General features: G+C 72.7%; 14 protein-coding genes. 2 read left to right on the top strand and 12 right to left on the bottom strand.

Annotated features, from left to right (window positions below; translation table 11 throughout):
• Positions 1–3 precede the first annotated feature (3 nt).
• The 4 genes from B0I33_RS21850 to B0I33_RS21835 are packed head-to-tail and all read right to left on the bottom strand — an operon-like array spanning position 4 to position 16,102.
• Complete coding sequence (locus B0I33_RS21850; RefSeq protein WP_106180707.1) at positions 4–201, bottom strand: MbtH family protein; 198 nt, start codon at positions 199–201, stop codon at positions 4–6.
• Positions 198–13,664, bottom strand: coding sequence for a non-ribosomal peptide synthetase (locus tag B0I33_RS21845; RefSeq protein WP_106180706.1), 13,467 nt, complete (start codon positions 13,662–13,664; stop codon positions 198–200). The genes B0I33_RS21850 and B0I33_RS21845 overlap by 4 nt, the downstream gene beginning before the upstream one ends.
• A 17-nt stretch (positions 13,665–13,681) precedes the next feature.
• Entirely contained in the window at positions 13,682–14,719 is a 1,038-nt protein-coding gene (locus B0I33_RS21840; RefSeq protein WP_106180705.1) for an iron-siderophore ABC transporter substrate-binding protein, read from the bottom strand.
• 39 nt (positions 14,720–14,758) lie between these two features.
• On the bottom strand, positions 14,759–16,102 hold the full coding sequence (locus B0I33_RS21835; protein WP_106180704.1) for a lysine N(6)-hydroxylase/L-ornithine N(5)-oxygenase family protein: 1,344 nt from the start codon (positions 16,100–16,102) through the stop codon (positions 14,759–14,761).
• A gap of 174 nt (positions 16,103–16,276) precedes the next feature.
• On the opposite strand from B0I33_RS21835, the gene B0I33_RS21830 reads away from it, so the two are divergent.
• Complete coding sequence (locus tag B0I33_RS21830) at positions 16,277–17,224, top strand: methionyl-tRNA formyltransferase (protein ID WP_106180703.1); 948 nt, start codon at positions 16,277–16,279, stop codon at positions 17,222–17,224.
• A gap of 15 nt (positions 17,225–17,239) precedes the next feature.
• Here the strand turns inward: B0I33_RS21830 and B0I33_RS21825 are convergent, their stop codons facing one another.
• The 6 genes from B0I33_RS21825 to B0I33_RS21800 all read right to left on the bottom strand — a co-directional run bounded on the left by B0I33_RS21825 (position 17,240) and on the right by B0I33_RS21800 (position 20,806).
• Positions 17,240–18,247: an NADP-dependent oxidoreductase gene (locus B0I33_RS21825; RefSeq protein ID WP_106180702.1), complete on the bottom strand. Its 1,008-nt coding sequence runs from the start codon at positions 18,245–18,247 to the stop codon at positions 17,240–17,242.
• On the bottom strand, positions 18,247–18,687 hold the full coding sequence (locus B0I33_RS21820; RefSeq protein WP_106180701.1) for an SRPBCC family protein: 441 nt from the start codon (positions 18,685–18,687) through the stop codon (positions 18,247–18,249). Before B0I33_RS21820 ends, B0I33_RS21825 begins: the two co-directional genes overlap by 1 nt.
• 47 nt (positions 18,688–18,734) lie before the next feature.
• Complete coding sequence (locus B0I33_RS21815; protein ID WP_106180700.1) at positions 18,735–19,280, bottom strand: YbaK/EbsC family protein; 546 nt, start codon at positions 19,278–19,280, stop codon at positions 18,735–18,737.
• 21 nt (positions 19,281–19,301) lie between these two features.
• Positions 19,302–19,595 (bottom strand): DUF2516 family protein, encoded by a 294-nt coding sequence (locus tag B0I33_RS21810; protein WP_106180856.1) that lies wholly within the window; start codon positions 19,593–19,595, stop codon positions 19,302–19,304.
• Positions 19,596–19,709: 114 nt separating this feature from the next.
• Positions 19,710–20,408, bottom strand: coding sequence for a DNA repair protein RecN (locus tag B0I33_RS21805; RefSeq protein ID WP_106180699.1), 699 nt, complete (start codon positions 20,406–20,408; stop codon positions 19,710–19,712).
• 5 nt (positions 20,409–20,413) lie between these two features.
• Positions 20,414–20,806 carry a helix-turn-helix domain-containing protein gene (locus B0I33_RS21800; protein ID WP_106180855.1) on the bottom strand — a complete coding sequence of 131 codons (393 nt, stop codon included), beginning with the start codon at positions 20,804–20,806 and terminating at the stop codon, positions 20,414–20,416.
• A 171-nt stretch (positions 20,807–20,977) separates the two neighbouring features.
• Between B0I33_RS21800 and B0I33_RS21795 the strand changes: the two genes are divergently transcribed.
• A complete protein-coding gene (locus B0I33_RS21795) occupies positions 20,978–22,135 on the top strand; it encodes a methyltransferase domain-containing protein (protein WP_106180698.1) in 1,158 nt (385 codons plus the stop codon).
• A 28-nt stretch (positions 22,136–22,163) separates the two neighbouring features.
• On the opposite strand, the gene B0I33_RS21790 is transcribed toward B0I33_RS21795, so the two are convergent.
• Both B0I33_RS21790 and B0I33_RS21785 read right to left on the bottom strand, forming a co-directional pair.
• Complete coding sequence (locus tag B0I33_RS21790; RefSeq protein WP_106180697.1) at positions 22,164–22,793, bottom strand: AAA family ATPase; 630 nt, start codon at positions 22,791–22,793, stop codon at positions 22,164–22,166.
• 3 nt (positions 22,794–22,796) lie between these two features.
• Complete coding sequence (locus tag B0I33_RS21785) at positions 22,797–23,177, bottom strand: TFIIB-type zinc ribbon-containing protein (protein WP_106180854.1); 381 nt, start codon at positions 23,175–23,177, stop codon at positions 22,797–22,799.
• Positions 23,178–23,187 lie beyond the last annotated feature (10 nt).

Genomic DNA, 23,187 nt, shown 5'->3' with positions numbered 1-23,187 from the left:
CGCTCACGAGCGCAGGCTGGCCGGGCGCAGGTCGGTCCAGTGTTCCTCGACGTACGCCAGGCAGGCCGCACGCGAGTCCTCGCCGAACACGATCCGCCAGCCAGGGGGCACGGCGACGAACGACGGCCACAGCGAGTGCTGCTCCTCGTCGTTCACCAGCACGTAGAAGCGGCCCTCGGGGTCCTCGAACGGGTTGGTCACGGGTTCCTCCTCGTCTCCTCGTCCAGCAGTGCGTGCAGCCGCCGCGCCAGATCCTCCACAGTGGACCGGTCGAGTACCCCGGTCGCGTAGCCGAGGTAGCAGTGCACGGCCCCGCTCCCGCGCGGTTCGTAGAAGCTCAACGTCAGGTCGGCGTCCGCCGCCGCGGCCGGCACGGCCTCGAGTGAGCCGTGCCCGCCCTCCAGGTCGGCCAGCCCGGCCTGCTCGTGGTGCAGTACCGCCACCCTCGGCCGCACGCCCGTCTCCGCCACGACGTCGGCGAAGGGCACGTCCTGCCGGTCCAGCGCGGCGAGCCCGGTCGCCCGTACCCGCCGCAACAACTCGGGGAAGGAAGGATCGCCGGAGACGTCCGTGCGCAGCACCACCGTGTTGACGAAGCAGCCGACCAGCCCGGCCAGCTCCTCCTCGGTGCGGCCGGCGACGGCGGTGCCGATCGGCAGGTCGGTCCCGGCGCCCCGGTCGGCGAGCACCCGCGCGAACGCGGCCTGCAGCACCATGAACATGCTCGCGCCGTACCGCCTGCCCAGCCGGTCGATCCGGGCGTGCAGATCCTCGTCGAGCACGAAGCCGACCAGGTCCGCATCGCCCCCGGCGCCCGGCCGCGCGCCGGGGAGGGCGATGTCCGGCGCGCCGCGCAGCGTCCGCAGCCAGTACGCCAACTGCCGGTCGGCGACCTCGCGCGTCAGCTCCACCGACCACCGGGTGTAGTCCGCGTAGCCGACCGGCAGCGGTGCCCACTCCGGCGCGGTGCCCGCACGCCGGGCCGTGTAGGCGGCGGTGAGATCCCGCAGCAGCGGCACCACCGACCATTCGTCCACACCCAGGTAGTGCATCGCCAGCAGCAGCACCTGCTCCGACTCGCCCACCAGAAGGCTCGCCCGCAGCGGCGGCTCGACCGTCAGGTCGGGCGCGTCGCGGGCCAGCTCCGCCAGGCGGATCTCGATGTCCACATCGGACTCCACGGTCAGCTCCGGCGGTGCGCCGAGCTCCTGCCACACGGCACCGTCGCGCTCGGCGAACCGGCTGCGCAACGGCTCGTGCCGCCCGGCGACATCCCGCAGCGCGGCCGCGAGCGCGGCGACGTCGAACTCGGTCTCCGAGCGCAGCGCGAGCGCGTGGTCGAACCCCGGCCGCTCGCGGTACCGTCGCCACGCCCACCGCTGTACCGGGGCCAGCGGCACCCGCGCGGGCCGCTCCCGCGGCTCCAGCGCGGGCCGGTGCGCCGACGCCCCGCCGAGCTTGGCGGCGATCCCGGCGACGGTCGGCGCGTCGAACACGTCCCGCACCGTCAGGTCGACGCCCAGTTCCGTGCGGATGCGGCCGAGCAGGCGCATGGCCGACATCGAGTGCCCGCCCAGCTCGAAGAAGTGGTCGTGCACGCCGACATCGGTGAGTTCCAGGATCTCGCCGAACAGCCGCGCCAGCGTGCGCTCCTCGGCGGTGACCGGCCGCGCCTGCCCGGTCAGCTCGGTCCAGTCGGGCGCGGGCAGCGCGCGCCGGTCGAGCTTGCCGTTGGGGGTGAGCGGCAGTGGCCCGTCGAGCCGGATCACCAGCGCGGGGACCATGTAGTCCGGCAACGCGGCCCGCAGCGGCTCCCGCCACTCGACCGGCTCGTCCGTGACCACGTAGCCCACCAGCCGCACGATGTCTCCCCTGCGGTCGGGGACCACCGCCGCCTGCCGCACCCCCGGCAGCGCGGTGAGGGCGGCCTCGACCTCCCCCAGCTCGATGCGGAACCCACGGATCTTCACCTGGTCGTCGGTGCGGCCGAGGAAGTCGATGTTCCCGTCGCTGCGCCACCGCGCCCGGTCCCCGGTGCGGTAGAGCCGGGAACCCGGCGGTCCGAACGGATTGGCCACGAACCGCTCCGCCGTGAGCCCCGGTCTGCCGAGGTAACCGCGCGCGAGCCCGCGGCCCGCGACGTACAGCTCCCCGGCCACACCGGGCGGCACCGGCCGCAACGCGGAGTCCAGCACGTAGCAGACCGTGTTCGGGTCCGGCCGTCCGATCGGGACCGGGCCCTGCCAGCCCTGCTTCGCGGGCCACAGCGTCGAGTTCACCGTGGCCTCGGTGAGCCCGTAGGCCGCGATCAGGTTGAGCCTGCCCGCCCAGCGCTCGATCAGCTCCGGCGGCACGGTCTCGGTGCCGACGAGGATCGTCGAGCCGTCCGGCAGCGCGCAGTCGTCCGGCAGCGCGGACACCAGCGACGGCGGCAGGATCAGATGGGTCACCCGCTGCTCGTGCAGGAAGTCGGTGAGCGCCGGGCCCGCCACCCTGGCCTCCTCCGGGATCAGCACGAGCCTGCCGCCGTGGCACAGCGCCATCGACAGCTCGAAGACGAACACGTCGAACCCGACGGACGCGAACTGCAGCACGTGCGAGTCCGGCTCCAGCCCCATCCGGTCGACGGCGGTGGCGACGAGGCTCGCGATGCCGTCGTGCGGCACGACGACACCCTTGGGTCTGCCGGTGGAGCCGGACGTGTAGATCACGTACGCCGCCTGGTCCAGCGCGGGCATCGGCGCGTCCACGCCGGACTCGTCCCGATCGTCGCCGAGGAGGGTCAGCACCGGCGCGACGTCCGGCACCGCCCCGCCCGCGGCCGGGGTCGTGACGACGACCTTCGCGCCGGAGTCCCGGACCATGTAGGCGAGCCGGTCGGCCGGGTACGTGAGGTCCAGCGGCAGGAAGGCGGCGCCGAGCTTCTGCGTGGCCAGCACGGTCGCGATCGTGTCCACCGAGCGCGGGACGGCGACGCCAACGACGTCCTCCGTGCCCACCCCGTGCCCGGCGAGCAGCCGGGCGATGTGGTTGGCCCGTGCGTTCAGCTCCGCGTAGGTCACCGAGTCCGAGCGGTCGACCACGGCCACCGCGCCGGGCCGCTCGGCGACCTGCCGCGCGAACAGTTCCGGCAGCGACTTCTCCGGTACCACGCGCTCGGTGGCGTTGAAGCCCGCCAGCACGAGCCGCCGCTCGTCGTCGATCAGCAGGTCGACCTCGCGCAGCGACCGGTCCGGAGCCGCGGCCACGGTGTCGGCGAGCAGCGCGAGCCGTTCGCCGAGCCTGCTCGCGGTCTCCGCGTCGAACAGCTCCGTGCTGTACTCGACGCGGCAGCCGAGGCGGCCGGTGCCGAGCTGGTCGGTGAAGCTGAACACCAGGTCGAACTTCGCCGTCTCGGCCTGTCCTGGCACGAACTCGGCGGTCAGGCCGGGCAGCTCGAGCGGCTCCCCCGACCGCACGTGGTAGCCGATCATCACCTGGAACAGCGGGTTCCGCGCGAGCGAGCGCGCCGGGTTGAGCCGCTCGACCACCGACTCGAACGGCACGTCGGCGTGCGAGAACGCCGCCAGGTCGGCCGCGCGGACCCGCCGTACCAGCTCGGCGAAACCCGGCGCGCCGGAGACGTCCGTGCGCAGGACGAGCGTGTTGACGAAGAAGCCGACCAGGTCGTCGAGGGCGGAGTCCGTGCGGCCCGCGATGGGTGCGCCGAGCGGGATGTCCTCCCCCGCGCCCATGCGGTGCAGCAGTGCCGCCACCGCCGCGTGCAGCACCATGAACATGCTCGCGCCGGTGTCCTGCGCGAGCGCGCGCAGCCGTTCGACGGTCTCCGGCGCCAGCTCGATGTCCACCGAGCCGCCCCGGAACGTCGGCCTGCCCGGCCTGGTGCGGTCCGCGGGCAGATCGATCTCCTCCGGAATCCCGTCCAGAGTGGACTCCCAGTACGCGAGCTGCTCGGCGCCGACCGCGTCGAGCAGCCGTTCCTGCCACAGCGCGTAGTCCGCGTACTGCACCGGAAGCGGCGGCCAGTCCGGGGCCGCGCCGTCGACCCTGGCCGCGTACGCGGTGGACAGATCGCGCAGGAACGGCCGGTCGGACCACTCGTCGGTGGTGATGTGGTGCAGCATCAGCACGACCACGTGCTCGTCCTCGGCGAGCCGGAGCACCGTGCAGCGCAGCGGCAGCTCGGTCGCCAGGTCGAACGGGCGCGACACGGCCTCCCGCACCAGGTCGGGCACCTGCGCCCCGGCGGCGTCCACGACCTCCACCTCCGGCCGGACTCCGGTCAGGACCCGCTGGTACGGAACACCCTCGCGTTCGGCGAACACCGTGCGCAGCGCCTCGTGCCGGTCCACCACGTCCGCGAGCGCGGCCCGCCACGCGGCGAGGTCCAGCCGCCCGCGCAGCCGCACCACCAGCGGGAAGTTGTACGCCGCCGCGGAACTCTCCAGCTGCTGGATCAGCCACAGCCGCCGCTGGGCCGGGGAGAGCGGCAGCTCGGCCGGCCGCTCGGCGGGCACCAGCGCGGGCCGGGCGGGGCGGCCGATGCGGGTGACCAGCTCCGCCACGGTCGGGGCCTCGAACAGATCCCGGATCGCCAGTTCGGCGTTCAGCGCGGCGCGGGCGCGGCTGACGAGCCGGGTGGCGAGCAGCGAATGCCCGCCGAGGTCGAAGAAGTCGTCGTCGATGCCGACGCCCCGCACGCCGAGCAGCTCGGCGAACAGCTCGCACAGCACCTCTTCGGCGCGGGTGCGCGGTGGCCTGCTCTCCCCCACCGCCCCGATGTCCGGGGCGGGCAGCGCCTTGACGTCGAGTTTGCCGTTCACGGTGAGCGGCAGCTCCGGCACGGCGACCACGGCCGAGGGAACCATGTAGCCCGGCAGGCGTTCCTTCAGGTGCGCGCGCCAGTCGAACTCGCGCTCGGCCACGACGTAACCGACGAGCCGCCGCACGGCCGTGGTGGAGTCGGCGACCACGGCGGCGTGGCGGACGTCGGGGTGCTCGGCGAGCGCGGCCTCCACCTCGCCGAGCTCGACGCGGTAGCCGCGGATCTTCACCTGGTCGTCGGTGCGGCCGAGGAAGTCGATGATCCCGTCGGGCCTGCGCCGCACCAGGTCGCCGGTGCGGTACATCCGGCCTGGCCGGAACGGGTCGGCCACGAACCGTTCCGCCGTGAGCCCTCGCCGGTCGTGGTAGCCGCGGGCGAGCCCGATGCCCGCGATGTAGAGCTCCCCCGGCGTGCCCGGCGGCACCGGGCGGAGGTAGCGGTCGAGCACGTAGGCACGCGTGTTGAGGATCGGCCTGCCCACCGCGGGCGTCGCACTGTCCATGGTGGAGGCGCCGAGCGTGTTGATCGTGTACTCGGTGGGACCGTACAGGTTGTAGCCGTAGGTGCCCTCGGTGTCGGCGAGCGTCGTCCACACCGCGTCGGACACCGCCTCGCCGCCGAGCAGCACCAGCGGTGGCACGTGATCGCGAAGCAGGCCCTGCTCGATCAGCAACTGCGCGTAGGTCGGCGTCACGTTGACCACGTCGATGCGGTGCTCGGCGCAGTACGCCACGAGCGCCTCGGCGTCGCGGCGCAGCTGCTCGTCGCACACGTGCACCTCGTGGCCCTCGACGAGCCACAGCAGCTCCTCCCAGGACATGTCGAACGCGAACGACACGGTGTGCGCGATGCGCAGCCTGCGCCCGCCCGCGGCGTCGATGGCGGGGCCGAAGATCTCCCCGCGGTGGTTGAGCTGCATGTTGGTCAGGCCGCGGTACGGCGTGACCACGCCCTTCGGCCGCCCGGTCGAGCCGGAGGTGTAGATGACGTAGGCGGGATACTCCAGCCGGTCCGGCACGCCGCGGGCGAACGCGGGACGCTCGGCGTCGTCCAGCGCCTCCCCGGAGTACCCCTCGACCTCGTCCCGCACCCCCTCCCCGTCCAGCAGGTACGTCGGCCAGTGAAGGCCACCTTCACTGCCGGTCACAGCCAGGACGCAGAGGGGGGACGTGTCGTCGAGCATGGCGCGCAGCCGCTCGGCGGGGTGGTCCAGGTCGAGCGGCAGGTAGGCGGCCCCCGTGCGCAACACGGCGAACAACGCCACGACCATGTCGATCGACCGGGGCAGCGCCAGCGCCACCACCCGCTCCGGGCCCGCGCCGTGCGCGAGGAGGAACCGGGCCAGCCGGTTGATCCGCGCGTCCAGCTCCGCGTACGTCAGCGTGGTGCCGCCGAACACGAGCGCCGTCGCCTCCGGTGTGCGGGCGGCCTGCGCCGCCAGCAGGTCGGCCACGGTCTCGTCCCCGATCGGCCGCTCCACCGCGGACCACTCCGCCTCGAGCTCACGCCGTTCGCCCTCGGTCAGCAGGCCGACCCGCGCGACCGGCTGGTCCGGGTCGGCCGCGAGCCTGCCCAGCACCGCGATGAACCGCTCCAGGACGGTCCGCGCCGCCCGCTCGTCGAACAGGTCGGGCCGCGCGGCCAGCGTCACCCGCAGCTCGTCCTCCGGCGTGACGATCAGCGTCAGCGGGAAGTGCGTTCCGTCCACATTGGACACACTGGTGATGCCGTGGCGCGCGCGCAGCCGCTCGGCGCGCTCGTCGCCGTCGGCGGTGCGGAGCACGAACAGCGTGTCGAACAGCTTCCGGTGGCCCGCCTCACGCTGGATGTCGCCGAGCCCGACGTACTCGTACGGCATCAGCGCGGCCCGCTCGGCCTGCAGGCGCCGCAGCAGGCCCGCGACCGGCTCGGCCGGGTCGAAGGACACCCGCGTGGGCACGGTGTTGAGGAACATGCCGATCACGCTGCCGACGTTGGGCACCTCCACCGGCCTGCCCGCCACGGCGGCACCGAACACGACGTCGTCCCTGCCGACCATGGCCGCGAGGATCGAGCCCCAGGCCGCGTGCAGCACCGTGTTCAGGGTGAGCCCGTGCTCCCTGGCGAAGGCACGCAGCCGGTCGCTGTCCGCCTTCGGCAGCACCGTGTCGAAGTCGGCGGGGATCATCGGCTCCCGTCCCTGGTCGGTGGGTCCGACCAGCGTCGGCTCGGCCAGCCCCGCGAGCGCGTCCCGCCACGCGGCCAGCGCCGCGGCACCGTCCTGCGCGGCCAGCCACGCCAGGTAGTCGCGGTAGGTGCCGGGCTCCGGCAGCCCGGCCGGGTCGCCGCCGCGCTCGTAGAGCTCGAACAGCTGCTCCAGGAACAGCCACGCCGACCAGCCGTCCCACAGCACGAGGTGGTGGGTCACCACGAGCCGGTCGCGGCCGTCGGAAAGCCGGATGAGCAGTAGCCGGCACAGCGGGGGCCGGTGCAGGTCGAACCGGCGTCTGCGGTCCTCGGCCAGCAGCCGCTCCACCCGCTCGTCCTGCTCGTCGCAGGACAGGCCGGACAGGTCGACCTCGGTGAGCGGCACCTCGGGTTCGGTGGCCACGAACTGCACGGGGCGGGAAAGGCCGTCGCTGGCGAACCCGGCCCGCAGGCTCGGGTTGCGCGCCAGCAGTGCCGCGCACGCCGCGCGCAGCCGGTCGGCGTCGAGCGCGTGGTCGAAGTCCAGCGTCTCCTGGGACAGATAGACGTCGAGCGCGGCCTCGTCGTAGGTGGCGTGGAAGTACAGGCCCTCCTGCAGGGGCGAGAGCGGCCAGACGTCCTCGACCGCACCGCCCGCCAGCGCGGCCACGCGCCGCCGCTCGTCGCCGGTCAGCTCCACCCGCGCCAGCTCGGCGGGCACGGGCTCCGCGCTGGTGCCCACCGCCGCCGCGAGCGCGGCGGGCGTGCGGTGCTCGAACACGTCCCTCGGGCTGACGTCGAGACCGCGGTCCCTGGCCAGGGTGGACACGGCGATCGAGGTGATGCTGTCTCCGCCGAGCACGAAGAAGTCGTCGTCGACGCCGACCGAGGGCAGCTCGAGCACGGAGGCGACCAGGTCGCACAGCAGCCGTTCCCGCTCGTTCGCGGGTTCCCGCGCGGGCCCGGTGACGACCTCGGGCGCGGGCAGCGCCCGCTGGTCGAGCTTCCCGCTCGGCGTCAGCGGAAGGTCGTCGAGCACCACGTACGCGCCCGGCACCATGCCGGCGGGCAGCGCGTCGGCGAGGGCCGCGCGCAGCTCGCCGGGGTGCGGTTCGGCGCCGGAGGGCACGACGTAGCCGACGAGGGCGCCGTCGCGGACGGTCACCGCCGCCCGCCCGACCCCGGGCAGCCTGAGCAGCGCGGCCTCGATCTCGCCCAGCTCGACACGGTTGCCGCGCAGCTTCACCTGGCGGTCGGTGCGGCCCAGGTACTCCAGTGCCCCGTCCGGGCGCCGCCGCACCAGATCCCCGGTGCGGTACATGGTCTCACCGGGCCTGCCGAACGGGCACGCCACGAACCGCTCCGCGGTGAGACCCGCCCGGTCGTGGTAGCCGCGCGCCAGCTGGACGCCCGCGAGGTACAGCTCGCCCGGCACCCCGTCGGGCACCGGCCGCAGCAGCTCGTCGAGCACGTACAGGCGCGTGTTCCACACCGGCCACCCGATCGGCACGGACACCTCGTCCCCGCCGGTGTACGGGAACCACGTCACGTCGACGGCCGCCTCGGTGGGGCCGTAGAGGTTGTGCAGCGGCACCCCGGTCAGCTCCCGCCAGCGGGCGGCGACCTCGCCGGGCAGCGCCTCCCCGCTGGAGAACACCCGGCGCAGGCTCGCCGACCACGCGCCCGGCCGCACGGCGCCGGTGAACGCGGCCAGCATCGACGGCACGAAGTGCATGGTCGTGATGCCCTCGGACCGTACGAGCTCCGCCAGGTAGGCGGGGTCGCGGTGGCCGTCCGGGTGGGCGAGCACCACGGCGGCGCCCCGCAGCAGCGGCCAGAAGAACTCCCACACCGAGACGTCGAAGCTGGACGGGGTCTTCTGCAGCACGCGGTCGTCCGGCGCGAGCCCGTAGGCGTGCTGCATCCAGGCGAGCCGGTTGACGATGGCGCGGTGGGTCACCACCACGCCCTTGGGCCGCCCGGTGGAGCCGGACGTGTAGATCAGGTAGGCCGGATGGCCGGGCGCGGGCGGCGCGTCCCCGCTGCCCGCGCTGTCCGCGCTGTCCCCTGCGGTCTCCCCGACGTGCACCCGGTCGAGGTCGCCGGGCAGCTCGATGCCGGGCAGCGTCACGACGAGCCGGGCGCCGGAGTCGGCGAGCATGAACGCTACCCGGTCGGCCGGGTAGTCGAGGTCCACCGGCAGGTACGCGGCGCCCGAGCGCAGCACGCCGAGCAGCGCGACCATCAGCTCGGCACTGCGCGGCACGGCCACGGCGACGACGGCCTCCGGGCCCGCGCCCCGCGCGCGCAGCACCGCGGCCAGCGCGCTGGCGCGCCGGTCCAGCTCCGCATAGGACAGTCGCGTGTGCTCGTACACCACCGCCGTCGCGTCCGGCGTGCGGGCGACCTGCTCGGCGAACGCGGACACCAGCGTGGCGTCCGGCACGTCCGTTCCGGTGGCGTTCAGCCGCGCGAGCCGGTCGTGTTCGGGGCCGGTGAGCAGGTCCAGCGCGGCGACCGGCAGGTCGGGCTCCCCGGCGAGCGTGCGGAGCAGCCGCACGTAGCGGTCCGCGAGGTCCCGGGCGCGGTCAGCGCCGATGCGGTGCTTGAACCGCAGGTGCAGCCGTGGTCCGGGGTGGGCGACGAGCGCGACCGGGTAGTGCACGGCGTCGTGGACCTCGATCGCGCCGATCGGGCCCGATCGCTCGGGCATCGGCTGGTTCTCCACCACCACGAGCGTGTCGAACAGCTCGCCGGTGCCGCGCTGGATCTCGGCGAGCCCGAGGTGCTGGTGGTCCAGCAGGGTGGCCTGGTCGTCCTGCATGCGCAGCAGTGCCCCGGCGAGCGTGTCGGCCGGGCGCACGCGCATCCGGACGGGCACGGTGTTGATGAACAGCCCGGCGGCCGACTCGATGCCGGGGACGGCGGCGCCCCGGCCGGACACGGTGCTGCCGAACACGACGTCGGTGCGCCCGGTCAGGCCGCCGAGCAGCAGTCCCCACGCGCCGTGCAGGACCGTGCCGAGGGTGAGCCCCCGGTCGCGGGCGAGCGCGGCGAGGCCAGCCGTCAGCTCCTCGGACAGCCGGACGTCGTGCTGCGCCGGTGCGCCGGGAGGCTCCTCCACCAACCTGGTGGGTTCCACATCGGACAGTGCCGAGCGCCAGGCGGCACGTGCGGACTCCCGGTCACGGGAGGCGAGCCACGCCAGGTAGCCACGCGGATCCGGCGCGGGCGGCGGCTCCTCGCCCGTGTACCCGGCCACCAGGTCCCGCAGCATGATCGACACCGACCAGCCGTCGGCGATGATGTGGTGCAGGGTCAGCACCAGCCGCGAGCCGGCCAGGGTGGCGCGCAGCAGCGGCGGGGTGGCCAGGTCGAAGCCCTCGGCGCGGTCCCGCGCGAGCGCGGTGTCCACGTCGTCGGCCTCCCGCCACGGCAGCTCCACTCGGTCGGCGAGCCGCTGCACGACCCGGCCGTCGGGCAGCTGCCGGAACCCGGCACGCAGCAGCGGGTGCCGGTCCAGCACACCCTGCAGCGTGCGGCGCAGCGCCACCGGGTCGACGTCGCCGGTCAGCTCGACGACCTGCTGCACGACGTAGGAGTCCGTGTCGTCGAACGCCGAGTGGAAGAAGAAGCCCTCCTGCAGCGGTGACACGGGCAGCGCGTCGTCGTCGAGGCTCACCTCGGCCGCGGTCTCCGGCACCCCGGCCACCTCGGCGAGCGCGGCCACGGTACGGAGACGGAACACGTCGCGGGGCGTGAGCGCGAGTCCCGCGGCGCGGGCCAGGTTCACCAGCCGGATCGCCACGATGCTGTCGCCGCCCAGCTCGAAGAAGCTGTCGTGCACGCCCACACTCGGCAGGTCGAGCACCTGGGCGACCAGGGCCGCCAGCGTTCGCTCGCGCGGTGTCGCCGGTTCGGCGTCCCCGGCCAGCGCGGTCCAGTCGGGGTCCGGCAGCGCCCGCTTGTCGATCTTGCCGTTCGGGGTCACCGGCATCGTGCCGGAGAGGGACACGAACACCGAGGGCACCAGGTAGTCCGGCAGCGCGCCGGCGAGGAAGGTCCGCAACGCGCCGGGCTTCGCGTCGCCGACGGTGTAGGCGACGAGGCGGCGTACGCGGCGGTGGTCCTCGCGCGCGACCACGGCGGCCTGTGCCACGTCCGGGTGCGTCAGCAGGGCGGCCTCGACCTCGCCGGGCTCCACCCGGTGCCCGCGGATCTTGACCTGGTCGTCGACCCGGCCGAGGAACTCGAGGTCCCCGGCTCGCGACCAGCGCACCCGGTCGCCGGTCCGGTACATCAGCGCGCCCGGCGCCCCGAACGGGTCGGCGACGAACCGTTCCGCGGTCAGCCCCGGCCTGCCGAGGTAGCCGCGGGCGAGCCCGCGACCGCCGACGTAGAGCTCGCCCACCTCGCCGATGCCGACGGGGCGCAGCGCGGAGTCCAGCACGTAACAGCGGGTGTTGGGGTCGGGCCTGCCGATCGGCACCGGGCCGGTCCAGCCGGGCCGCGCGGACCACAGCGTCGAGTTCACGGTGGCCTCGGTGAGCCCGTACGCCGCCACGACACGCATCCGGTCCGCCCAGCGGGCCACCAGCTCCGGGGGCACGGTCTCGGTGCCGACCACGAGCACCCCGCCCTCGGGCAGCGCGCAGCCGGGAGGCAGCGCGGCGACCAGCGACGGCGGCAGGATCATGTGCGTGGCGCCGTGCTCGGTCAGATACCCGGTCAGCTCGGGGCCCGGTACGCGCCGCTCGGCGGGTACGACGATCACCCGGCCGCCGACGCACAGCGACATCGTCAGGTCCCACACCGTCACGTCGAAACTCACGGACGCGAACTGGGCCACCCGGCTGGTGGCGTCCACGCCGAGCCGGTCGACGGCGGTCGCGACCAGGCTGCCGATGCCCTCGTGCGGGACGACGACGCCCTTCGGCCTGCCCGTGGAGCCGGACGTGTAGATGACGTAGGCGGCCTGGCGCAGGTCGATCTCCAGGCCGAGATCCGAGTCGTCGTACGCGCTCAGCTCGTCGTGGTCCAGTGTGGACAGGGTCAGCCGGGCGTCGGCGTCGGCGGTGATCGCCTCGAGGCGTTCGCGCGGCTGGTCGGGGTCGAGCGGGAGGTAGGCTGCCCCCGCCTTGAGCACGCCGAGCAGGGCGACGACGAGATCCGCCGACCGGGGCAGGGCCACGGCCACGATGTCCTCGGCGTCCACTCCGCGGGCCCGCAACGCGCGCGCCAGCCGGTTCGCGGCCGCGTTCAGCTCGCCGTAGGTCAGCCGCTCGCTCTCGCACACCACGGCCACGGCGTCCGGCGCCCTCCGGACCTGCCGTTCGAAGGCGGCAGGCCAGGTCAGCTCGTCGACGGCGCGTTCGTCGCGGCCGAACTCGGTGAGCAGCCGGGTGCGCTCGCCCTCGCCAACGAGGTCGAGCGCGCCGATCGGGCGATCCGGGTGAGCGAGCAGGCCGTCGAGCACCGCGAGGAAGCGGCGTTCGTGCCCGGCCAGCCGGTCGTCGGCGCACGCGGCGTCGAACTCGACGAGCAGGCCGTCCTCGGGGCCCCGGTCGTAGCAGGTGATGTTGAGGTCGGAGACGGGGCCGAGCGCGAGGTCCCGGAACTCCACACGCCGCCCGCCGATCCGCAGGTCACGGCCGAACCCGATGACGTTGACCCCGGGGCCACCGAGTTCGGCGATGCCCCCGGGCAGACCCAGCTCCCTGGCCAGGTCCTCGCCGCGGTACCGGCTGTGCGCCAGCAGCTCCGCGACCGCCACGTCGATCGCGCCGATCAGCGCGGCCGGAGTCGTCGCCGGATGGACGGGGACGCGCAGCGGCAGCACGTTCGAGACCATGCCCGGCACGTCGCGGGTGCTGTCCTCGACGCGGGCGGTCACCGGGAGGTTCAGCACGACGTCCCTGGCGCCGGTCGCGCGCTGGGTGTAGGCCGCGACCGCCGCGATGACGACCCGGGACAGCCGGGAGCCCTGGCGGGCGGCCAGCTCCCGCACCGCCGCGGTGGTCGCGGCGGGCAGCTCGGTCGTGCGGCGGCGTACCTCACCGCCGCCGTACGGCACGAGCCGGGCGGGCTCCGGGCGGTCGGCGAACCGCGAGTGCCAGTACTCCCGGTCCACTGTGTACTGCCGCGAGGCGCGGTAGGCGGTGTCCGCGCCGACCAGCCGGCGCAGCGGGCCGAACGGCACGCCGTCCTCGCCCGCGTACAGGCTCCCCGCGCGCTGCGTGACCAGCAGGCAGCCGTAGGCGTCCATCACGAGGTGGTGATACCGCTGGTACCACCAGATCCGGTCGGCGGCGACCCGGAGCAGGGCGTGCCGGAACAGCGGCCCCCGCTCCGGGTCGGCCGGCCGGAGCCGGTCGGCTCGCATCCACTCCACCGCGGCCGCCTCCGGATCCGGCTCGGCGGTGAAGTCGAGCCGTCCGGGTGCGGGGTCGGCGGGTGCGGGCACCTGCCTCGGCCGCTCCCCGGTGCCGGTGAACCGCACGTGCACACACTCGGCCTCGCCGATCGCCTGCCGGGTCGCCGTGGCGAGCCGATCGAGGTCGAAGTCGCCGCGGAGGTCGGCGTACCAGGCGATGTTGTAGACCGGGTCGTCCGGTTCGATCCGGTGTGCCAGCCAGATTCCGGACTGGGCGCTCGTGAGCGGAGCATCCGACATCGGGAAGCAGCCTTCCGTCACTTCTCGAGCCGCGGCACCATCTGGTCGATGGCGTACGGGATGGACAGCACGGTGTTGAAGGAGAACGCGGCACCGATGTCCGGGTTCTCGTACGGCACGAACAGGTCACGGCCGTCCTGGTGGACCTTCAGCCGCTGGTAGAGCGGCTCCGACCGGATCCGCTCGTTGGCCTCCTCGCTGGAGGTGACCCAGACGAGCCGGTCGGCCTCCAGCATGCCGAGCTGCTCGGCGCTGAGCTGGGCGACGTTCGCGCCCTCCTCGGCGGCCTCGTCGATCGCGGGCTTGAGCTGGAAGCCCATCTCCTTGAAGAAGTCCGCCTTCGGGTCGGTGCTGGTGAACGCCGAGTAGACGCCGGGCTCGAAGCTGTCGGCGACCACCACGGTCTGCTCGGCCCACTCCGGGTGGTTCTGCCTGACCTCGGCGAAGCGCTGGTCGGTCTGCTCGATGAGCTGGTTGATCTCGTCCTCCCGGCCGAGCGCCTTGCCGATCCGCTGCGTCATGACCTTCCACGGCGCGGCGTAGTCGGGGTACTCCTTGGGCTGCGCGACGACCGGCGCGATCTCGGAGAGGGTGTCGTACTGCTCCTTGGTCATGCCCGAGTACTGCGCGATGATGAGGTCGGGCCGCAGCGTCGCGACCTTCTCCATGTTGTACTCGTCGCGCTCGCCGACGATCTCGGGCTGCGTGTCGCCCCAGCGCTCCTTGGTCCACGGCCACTTGCCGTACGGGCGCTCCTTGAACCAGTCGACGACCCCGACCGGCTTGATGCCGAGCGCGAGTACCGCGTCCTGATCGGACAGACCGAGGGTGACCACCTTCTCCGGGGCCTCGGTGATCTCCGTGCTGCCGTACTTGTGCTCGACGGTCACCGGGAACGCGCCGTCGGCCGCCGCGTTGGAGGGCTGGTCGCCGGAGGAGTCACCGGAACCGTCGGAGCTGCCGCAGCCGGCGAGCACCACTGCCAGCACGAGGCCCAGCAGCGCCGCGGGCAGGCGCAGCCACGCCCGCACCGGCTTTCGGAGGATGGGGAACATCGGGGAACTACCTTTCTTCCTTCTCTGCCGGGAACTGCCTTACCGGGAACTGATTCCACTGACCGCGTAGGCCGCGGCAGGACTGGCGCTCTCCCCCCGGAGGCGGCGGTCGGCGACCGAGCGCAGGATCTCGCCGGACCGCACGGCGTTGTTGGACAGCAGCGACGACGTGATGCCGTGCGTGTGCTCGGTGCCGCCGCCCTGCAGGTAGAGGCCGCCCGCCACTTCCGGCACGGTGCGCAGGCGGTAGTCGCGCTCGACGCGCAACCGCCCGTGCTCGTCGCGCAGGCAGTACCGGGAGAGCTCGCCGAGCAGCGCGGGCGTGTCGTCGGGCCGGTACCCGGTCGCGTAGACGACGACGTCGGCGTCGAGGTCGGTGCGTTCCCCCGTGGCGAGCGACTCGACGGTCACGCGCACGGAGTCGCCGGTGTCCTCGACCGCGGCCGGACGGCAGACGTTGAGGATGCGCAGCCGCTGGACGCCCAGCACCTTCTCGCGATAGAGCCTGCGGTAGAGCTCGTCGATGAGCTCGAGGTCGACCACGGAGTAGTTCGTGTTCGCGTGGTAGTCCATGATCCGGCGCTTGGTCTCCTCCGGCGCGCCGTAGAACCGGTCGACCGAGTCGGGGTCGAAGATGCGGTTGGCGAACGCACTGTCGTCGGAAGGGCTGTAGCCGAACCGGGAGAAGACCGAGCACACCTCGGCGCGCGGGAACCGGTCGTGCAGGAACGCGGTGACCTCTGCCGCGCTCTGGCCCGCGCCGACCACGACGAACCGGCGGGCGGTGCGCTCGTCGACGTCGTCGATGCGGTGCAGCAGGTCGCGGTTGTGCCAGATCCGGTCCGACGCGGTGACCCCGTCCGGCAGGTACGGCCGCAGGCCGGTGGCCAGCACCAGGTTGCGGGCGCGGTAGACCTCGCCCGCCGCCGTGGCGACGTCGAAGTACGCCACCTCCCCCGCCGCGGAGACCGGCCGGACGGCCACGACCTCCTGCGAGTACGACACCATGTCGTCCACCCGCGCGGCCGCCCACTCGAAGTAGTCGTGGAACTCGACGCGCAGCGGGAAGAGGTTCTTGTGGTTGACGAAGTCCACCAGCCTGCCCTGGTCGTGCAGGTAGGAGAGGAAGCTGAAGTCGCTGGCCGGGTTGCGCAGGGTGACCAGGTCCTTGAGGAAGGAGACCTGCATGGTGGCGTCGTCGATCAGCATCCCGCGGTGCCAGCCGAACCGCTCCTGCCGCTCCAGGAAGTGCGCCGTGACGGCGTCCCCGGTACCGGCGTTGTGCTCCGTCACCGCGATCGCGAGCGCGAGGTTGGACGGCCCGAACCCCACTCCGACCAGGTCGTAGACCGGTGTCTCGTCCTTGCGCAGCGCCTCTGGCATACCCCGTCCCATCGCCGTGAACCAGCCGAACAGAGGAAACCCTAACCTAACTTAGGTAAGGCTCAGTTAGTACTTTTGTGGGTGATCCTCATCCCGTACCGCCGGGGGTTGCGAATTTAGGTAAGGCTTGCTTCACTAGGCGCCGTTTGCCACCGAAGGATCTGGAGGAGCCCGATGCGGGTCGTCATGTTCGGCTACCAGACGTGGGGGCACCGGACCCTGCGGGCGCTGCTGGACTCGGAGCACGACGTGGCACTGGTGGTGACGCACCCCAAGTCGGACCACGCCTACGAGCGGATCTGGGCGGACTCGGTGGCGGACCTGGCCGAGGAGCACGGCGTCGAGGTGGTGCTGCGCAACCGGCCGGACGAGGAGCTGGCCGCGCGGCTGCGGGAGGTCCGGCCCGACCTCATCGTGGCGAACAACTGGCGCACCTGGATCCCACCGGAGATCTTCCGGCTGCCCAGGTTCGGGACGCTGAACGTGCACGACTCGCTGCTGCCCGCCTACGCGGGCTTCTCCCCGCTGATCTGGGCCCTCATCAACGGGGAGAAGGAGGTCGGCGTCACCGCGCACATGATGGACGGCGAGCTCGACGCCGGGCCGATCGTGCTGCGGAAGGCGGTCGAGGTCGGCCCGAAGGACACGGCCACGGACCTGTTCCACAAGACCGTCGACCTCATCGAGCCGGTGGTGAGCGAGGCGCTGCCGCTCATCGCGTCCGGGCGCACCGACTGGACGCCGCAGGACCGCACCAAGGCCAGCTTCTTCCACAAGCGGTCCATCGAGGACAGCCGCATCGACTGGACGTGGCCCGCCGAGGACATCGAGCGGCTGGTGCGGGCGCAGTCCGACCCGTACCCGAACGCCTTCACCTTCCACAAGGGACGGAAACTGCGGATCGTGCGCGCCTCGGTCTCCGAGGGCCGCTACGGCGGCACGCCGGGGCGGATCTTCATCCGCGAGGGCGACGGCGTGGTGATCGTCGCCGGCGCGGACGCCAGGTACGGGCAGAACCACGGGCTGCTGGTCGAGCGGGTACGCACCGAGGACGACACCGAGTACGCCGCCACCGACTACTTCCGCACGATGGGCGGCTACCTCACGTCCCAGCCCTCGTGAGCGGGGAACGTCGTTCTAACCACGCTCGACACGCACGAGCATCTTGCCCGTGTTGGCTCCCGCGAGCAGGTCGAGGAAGGCCCGCGGGGCGTTGCGGATGCCCTCGACCACTGTCTCGGAGTACCTGAGGCTGCCGTCGCGCACGAGCGGGGCGACCTCCTCCAGGAACCGGGGCCGCGCGTCGTAGTGGTCGCCGACCAGGAACCCCCGCATCGTGAACCGCTTCGCGACGATCTGGAACAGGTTGCGCGGGGCCGGTGTCGGTTCCGTGGCGTTGTACTGCGAGATCATGCCGCACACGGCGATGCGGCCGTGCAGGTTGAGGGAACCGATGGCCGCCTCGAGGTGCTCGCCGCCGACGTTGTCGAAGTACACGTCGATGCCGTCCGGTGCGGCGGCCGCCAGCTGCTCGGCGACCGGCCCGTCGTGGTAGTCGAACGCCGCGTCGAAGCCCAGCTCCTCCCGCAGGTAGCGCACCTTCTCCGCGGAACCCGCGCTGCCGATCACCCGGCGCGCGCCACGCGACCGGGCGAGCTGGCCCGCCACCGAACCGACGGCTCCGGCCGCGGCGGAGACGAACACGGTGTCGCCCTCGGCGAACCGGGCGACGTCGAACAGGCCGACGTAGGCGGTGAGACCCGTCAGGCCCAGCACACCGAGATACGCGCTCGGCGGCGCGGCCTCCGGGTCGATCCGCGCCGCGTGCCGCGGCTCGAGCACGGCGTGCGTGCGCCAGCCGAGACCGTGCAGCACGAGGTCGCCGACAGCCAGGTCATCCACTGTGGACCGCACGACCTCGCCGATCGCGCCGCCGTGCATGACCTTGCCGACCTCGTACGGTTCGGCGTAGGACTTGGCGGCGTTCATCCGGCCCCGCATGTACGGGTCGACGGACAGCCACCTGTTGCGCACGAGCACCTGGCCCGGCGCGGGCTCCGGCACGTCCACGTCGACGATCTCGAAGTCGTCGAGGGTGGGCATACCGTGCGGCCGCGCGGCGAGCCGGACCTCCGTGGCCGGCATCAGGACCGCGCCCGCGCGTCGAGGTTGGCGAGCACGCCGTCGTGGATCCGCTTCAGCCCCGCGGGCGCGAACGTCTTCTCGAAGAAGCCGCCGATGCCGCTCGCGCCCTGCCAGCTCGTCTGGATCCGTACCAGGCTGCGGGCACCGGCCTCCCGGACCGTCCACGTGGTGACCATGCTCGAGTTCGCGTCCGTCTCGACGAGCGTGCCCGGCTCGGGCTCGCTGACGGTCGCCACCACATCCCGGACCCGCTTCGACGTCGCCTGCAGCTTCCAGCGCACGACGGTGCCCGCACCCTGGCCGCCCTCGGTGACCTCGTAGTCGCGGTAGTGCTCGGTGAGGATCTTCGGCCGGGTCTCGGCGTAGTCGGCGACGAGTGCGCGCACCTGTTCGGCCGGTGCGTCGATCGTGCGCTCGGCGGTGGCCGTGACCTGTCCCATGCGTGGCTCCTCTTCGTCGGCTTCGTCGGCTTCGTCCGGACCAGGGCTCAGACCGGATTGGCGAGCCCTTCGATCACCTCGGCACCGGGCAGCGAGGTGAGCAGGGCGCCCGTGACCAGCAGCTTGCTCCCGCGGATGCCGCTGCCCACGACGAGCTCCGGCGAGTCGGCGACGGCGCGGTCGACGAGGATCGGCCATTCCTCGGGCAGGCCGATCGGCGTGATGCCGCCGTACTCCATGCCGGTCAGCGCGACGGCCTCCGCCATGGGGGCGAACGAGGCCTTCCGGACGTCGAGCCGCCGCCGGATGACACCGTTGACGTCGGCGCGGGTGGTGGCGAGGATCATGGCCGCGGCGTAGCGGACCTCGCCGGATCGCTTGCCCGCCACGACGACGCAGTTGGCGGAGGCGGACAGCGGCGAGGAGTAGGCGGCGCAGAACTCGGCGGTGTCGGCGAGCTCGGGGTCGATCTCCGCCACGCCCACCGGCTCGGTGATCCCGGCGAGGGCCTTCGCCACCGGCTCGGCCATCAGGCCGGGGTGCTGCGCGGCCGGGAGGACGTCAAGGGTTCCGGCGATGCTCCAGGTGGTCACGCCGCCAACGATAGTGGTCGGTCAGTACTGCCCGCCCCGCTGGACCTCGATCAGCTTCGGCCGGACGTCGACGATGTAGACGAGCACCGCGACCAGGCCCGCGAGCCAGAAGATCATCCCCGCGCCGTAGTAACCGAACAGCGCGAGCGCCACAGTGGAGCCACCGGTGATGGCCAGCCATACCGGCTTGGTCTTTCTGTCCGCGGCCGCGTACGCGTCCGCACGCTGCGTGAGCGCGTGCACGAAGGCGAACACGCCGACGAGGGTCCCTGCCCAGTCGATGACCCAGACGATCCATTGCGCGATGAGCGGCACCACCCCAGGGTACGTCAGGCCGTGCCGCGTGCCAGCGGGCCCGGATGTCATGAGTGGCCCGTTACGGACAGCTCTCGTCCGTAACGGGCCGCTCATGACAGTTCCGCCGGAGTCCTACTTCGTGGACTTCGAGCCACCGCCGGTGCTCTTCCGGGTGTTGCTCGAGGTGCTCGACGTGCTGGACGTGCTCGAGCCGCCGCGGCGAGCGGCGCTCGTGGTGCGCGGGGAGGTCCGGTTGGCGGCCTTGCGGCTGACGCTGCGCGTCTCGTGCGCGGCCTCGGAACCGGCCTCGTCGATGGCCTCGGCGACGTCGCTGCTGGTCTCGCCGATCGACGTCGCCGCCTTCTCGCCGAGCGAACGGGTCCGCTTGGACACGAGCGCGAGCACCTCGTCGACGCGTTCGCGGGCGTCACCGGAGAAGTCGCCGACGCGCTCCTGCGCGGTCTGCAGGGCCTCCTCCAGCTGCTCGATGCTGCGCTTGACCTGCGGCTGGGTGAGCAGCCGCTCCCACGCCTCCTCACCGGACTCGGCGAGCTTCTGGTACAGCTTCAGCGCGGCCTCGGTGTACTCGTCGAGCAGCTTGCGGAGCTCGGCCGGGTCGAACCGCTCCCGGAGCTGCTCGACATCGGTCGGCAGCTCCTCGATGTTCTTCCGCGCGACCTCGCTGCTCTCGGTGACGCGCTCCTTCGCCTTGTTCATGGCGTCGGCGACGGCCTGACCGGCCAGGTTGCCCGCGCCGAGCGCGGCGAGCAGCGGCGTGCGGATCGGGTCGAAGCTGGTCTTGCGGGTGTCCTCGGACTTGTTGGTGGCCATGTGGATCACTCCTCGGGTTCGGACTCGGCTGTGGTGGGTTCGGTGGGGTTGACCGCCCGGTTCTCCCGACGGAAGGACTCGTACACATCGAGCAGGACCTGCTTCTGCCGCTCGGACAGCTCGGTGTCGGCACGAATCGCGTCGGGCACCGGCCCACCCACCGGCAGGTCGAGGATTCCCGCCTGCACGTAGAGGGCCTCCGCCGAGATTCGCAACCCCTTGGCGATCTGCTGCAGGATCTCCGCGCTGGGCTTGCGAACCCCGCGCTCGATCTGGCTCAGGTACGGGTTGGAGACCCCGGCCAGTTTCGACAGCTGCCGCAAGGAGATCTTCGCGTTGTTGCGCTGCTGCCGGATGTACTCGCCGATGTCCCGGCCGATGTCGGCGACCTTGTCCATCGGCTTGGCATCGACGGTCCTGGCCGCACCGTTGCTCTCCGGAGCCGGTGTCTCCGTCACCACTGCCACCTCCTCACGACACCACCGACGGTACGCCCGAGTGCTAACTATTGCAAGCACTCTGCTTGCAACCATCGAGTGTGGTTCACGCCACGGCGATATCGTGGACAGGTGAGTTACGCCGCACGAGCCCGGCGGCGCCTCGCGGAGGGACTGCACCGCGACGGCGTCCTCACGGACACGCGGTGGCTGGCCGCGTTCCGGCAGGTGCCGCGCCACGCGTTCGTGCCCCGCTTCTTCGTCCCCTCCGGTTCGCGGTGGGCCGCGGTGAGCGTCGAGGACGACGGCGCACTCGGCACCGTCTACTCCGACGCGGTGCTGGTGACCCAGCTCGACGACGACCTGTCCCGGTGGGAGCTCGCGCGGCGGGACGGCCCGGTGCCCGGCACGCCCACGTGCTCGTCGAGCATGCCGGGGATCATGGCGGTGATGCTGGAGCAGCTGCTCGTGGCCAGCGGCTCCCGCGTGCTCGAGATCGGCACGGGAACCGGGTACAACACGGCACTGCTGTGCGAACGGCTCGGCTCCGCCCACGTGTACACAGTGGACATCGACCCGGGGCTCGCCGCGCTCGCCGGGGCGACCCTGCGCCGGCTCGGATACCAGCCACGAGGCGAGGCGGCCGACGGCGAACACGGGCTGCCCCGGGGTGCGCCGTACGACCGCGTGCTGTGCACGTGCGCGGTGTCCCGGATCCCGCCGGCGTGGCTGGAACAGACCCGGCAGGGCGGGCTGATCGTCACCACCCTCAACCGGCCGATCGGCGCCGGGTTGCTCCGGATCGTCGTCGGGACGGGCGCCACCGGAACGGGCAGGGTGCTCGGCTGGGACGGCCGGTTCATGCCGCTGCGGGCGCACCGGATCGCCGATCCGGTGGAAGCGGTCGGCCGCGGCACCGTGGCCAGCACCCGGACCGCGCTGCCCCTCACCACGGTGCTGAGCCCGGCCAGCCGGTTCGAGTTCTTCGCCGGGCTGACGCTCGCGGACGTGACGACCGTGCCGGACCCCGACGACCCGGACCGCAGTTGCCTCGTGCACGCGGACGGGTCGTGGGCGCGCCAGCGCGGGCGGAACGGAAGGTTCGAGGTCGAGCAGGGCGGTCCGCGGCGGCTGTGGGACCTCGTCGAGGCGGCCTACGACCAGTGGCGCACCCTCGGCGAGCCGGAACGCACCGACTTCGGCGTCACGGTCACCGGCGAACGCCAGGAGTTCTGGCTCAGGGAGCCGGAGAGCACGCACCGCTGGCCTCTGACCACGCCTGCCTCGTGAGTGCGGAGCGTGGTTCTAACCACGCTCTTCACTCACGAGGCAGGCGGTCGGTCACCCAGGCGCACACGGTGGCCACGGTCTCGTCGAGCGGTGCGGTGGTGGTGTCGACCAGCCGCACGGGCGGCTCCAGCCGGCCCGCCTCGGCCCGCAGCCAGTCGTTGAACTCGAGCATCTCGGCGATCCGCGGTTCGTCCCAGCCACGCCACGCGGGCCGTGCCCGGAGCCGCCGCGCCAGCACACCGGGCTCGGCGACCAGCGCCAGGTAGTGGATCTCGCTGAAGAAGACGCGCTCGGGCAGGGGTTCGAACTCCGGCGGCACCACCGTCCCGCAGAGCACGACCGGCCGTCCGCTCTGCTGGATCATCGCGGCCATCCGCAGCCACGTCGAGCGGAAGGCCGGATGGCCGTCCACGTCGTCGCGCAGCCCACCGGTCCACAGCACGTCCTGTTCGAGCGGCACCACCCGGTCGCCGAGCAGCCGCGCCAGCGCGGGACCGACCGTCGACTTCCCGGCCGCGCTGGGCCCAGTGAGCGCGAACAGGGGCAGCCGGCGGAACTCGCGGCGGTGGCCGCAGCGAGCGCAGACCAGCCGCCCCTGCTCGGCCCGGGGAACCTCGGCGAACTCACCGCACCCGGGGCAGATCTTGAGATCGAGCACGCCCTAGTCGAACAGCCCCTCGAGGAAGCTGCGCTTGCGATGCCCCTTGTGCCCGTGGCCGTACGGCCGCGGCGAGTCCTGGTAGCCGCCGTAACCTCCGTGCCCACCCCGGTACGGACGGGGCGAGTCCTTGTAGTGGCCGCCGGGATAGTGCGGGGCGGGCGGCGGGGCGCCCTGGTAGCCGGGCGGGGGCGGCGGCGCGTCGGACCGGTACGGCGGCGGAGCCGAGGGAGCCGCCTGCGCGTAGAAGGCCTTCTCCGCGTTGACGATCTGCTCCAGCTCCCCACGGTCCAGGAAGACGCCCCGGCAGCCCTCGCACTGCTCGATGTGGATGCCGTTCTTGTCGACCGTCTTCAGCACGTTCTGACACTTGGGACAAATCACGGGCACAGCC

The organism is Prauserella shujinwangii, from assembly GCF_003001955.1.
Classification (GTDB): Bacteria; Actinomycetota; Actinomycetes; order Mycobacteriales; family Pseudonocardiaceae; genus Qaidamihabitans; species Qaidamihabitans shujinwangii.
The sequence above is the reverse complement of the archived record's forward strand: the minus strand, read 5'-3'. Positions and strand labels throughout refer to the sequence as shown.

Bases quoted from the DNA above. Each gene is read 5' to 3' on its own strand.
- B0I33_RS21845 (WP_106180706.1), bottom strand. From the start codon at position 13,664: ATGTCGGATGCTCCGCTCACGAGCGCCCAGTCCGGAATCTGGCTGGCA.
- B0I33_RS21840 (WP_106180705.1), bottom strand. From the start codon at position 14,719: ATGTTCCCCATCCTCCGAAAGCCGGTGCGGGCGTGGCTGCGCCTGCCC.
- B0I33_RS21835 (WP_106180704.1), bottom strand. From the start codon at position 16,102: ATGCCAGAGGCGCTGCGCAAGGACGAGACACCGGTCTACGACCTGGTC.
- B0I33_RS21830 (WP_106180703.1), top strand. From the start codon at position 16,277: ATGCGGGTCGTCATGTTCGGCTACCAGACGTGGGGGCACCGGACCCTG.
- B0I33_RS21825 (WP_106180702.1), bottom strand. From the start codon at position 18,247: ATGCCGGCCACGGAGGTCCGGCTCGCCGCGCGGCCGCACGGTATGCCC.
- B0I33_RS21820 (WP_106180701.1), bottom strand. From the start codon at position 18,687: ATGGGACAGGTCACGGCCACCGCCGAGCGCACGATCGACGCACCGGCC.
- B0I33_RS21805 (WP_106180699.1), bottom strand. From the start codon at position 20,408: ATGGCCACCAACAAGTCCGAGGACACCCGCAAGACCAGCTTCGACCCG.
- B0I33_RS21800 (WP_106180855.1), bottom strand. From the start codon at position 20,806: ATGGACAAGGTCGCCGACATCGGCCGGGACATCGGCGAGTACATCCGG.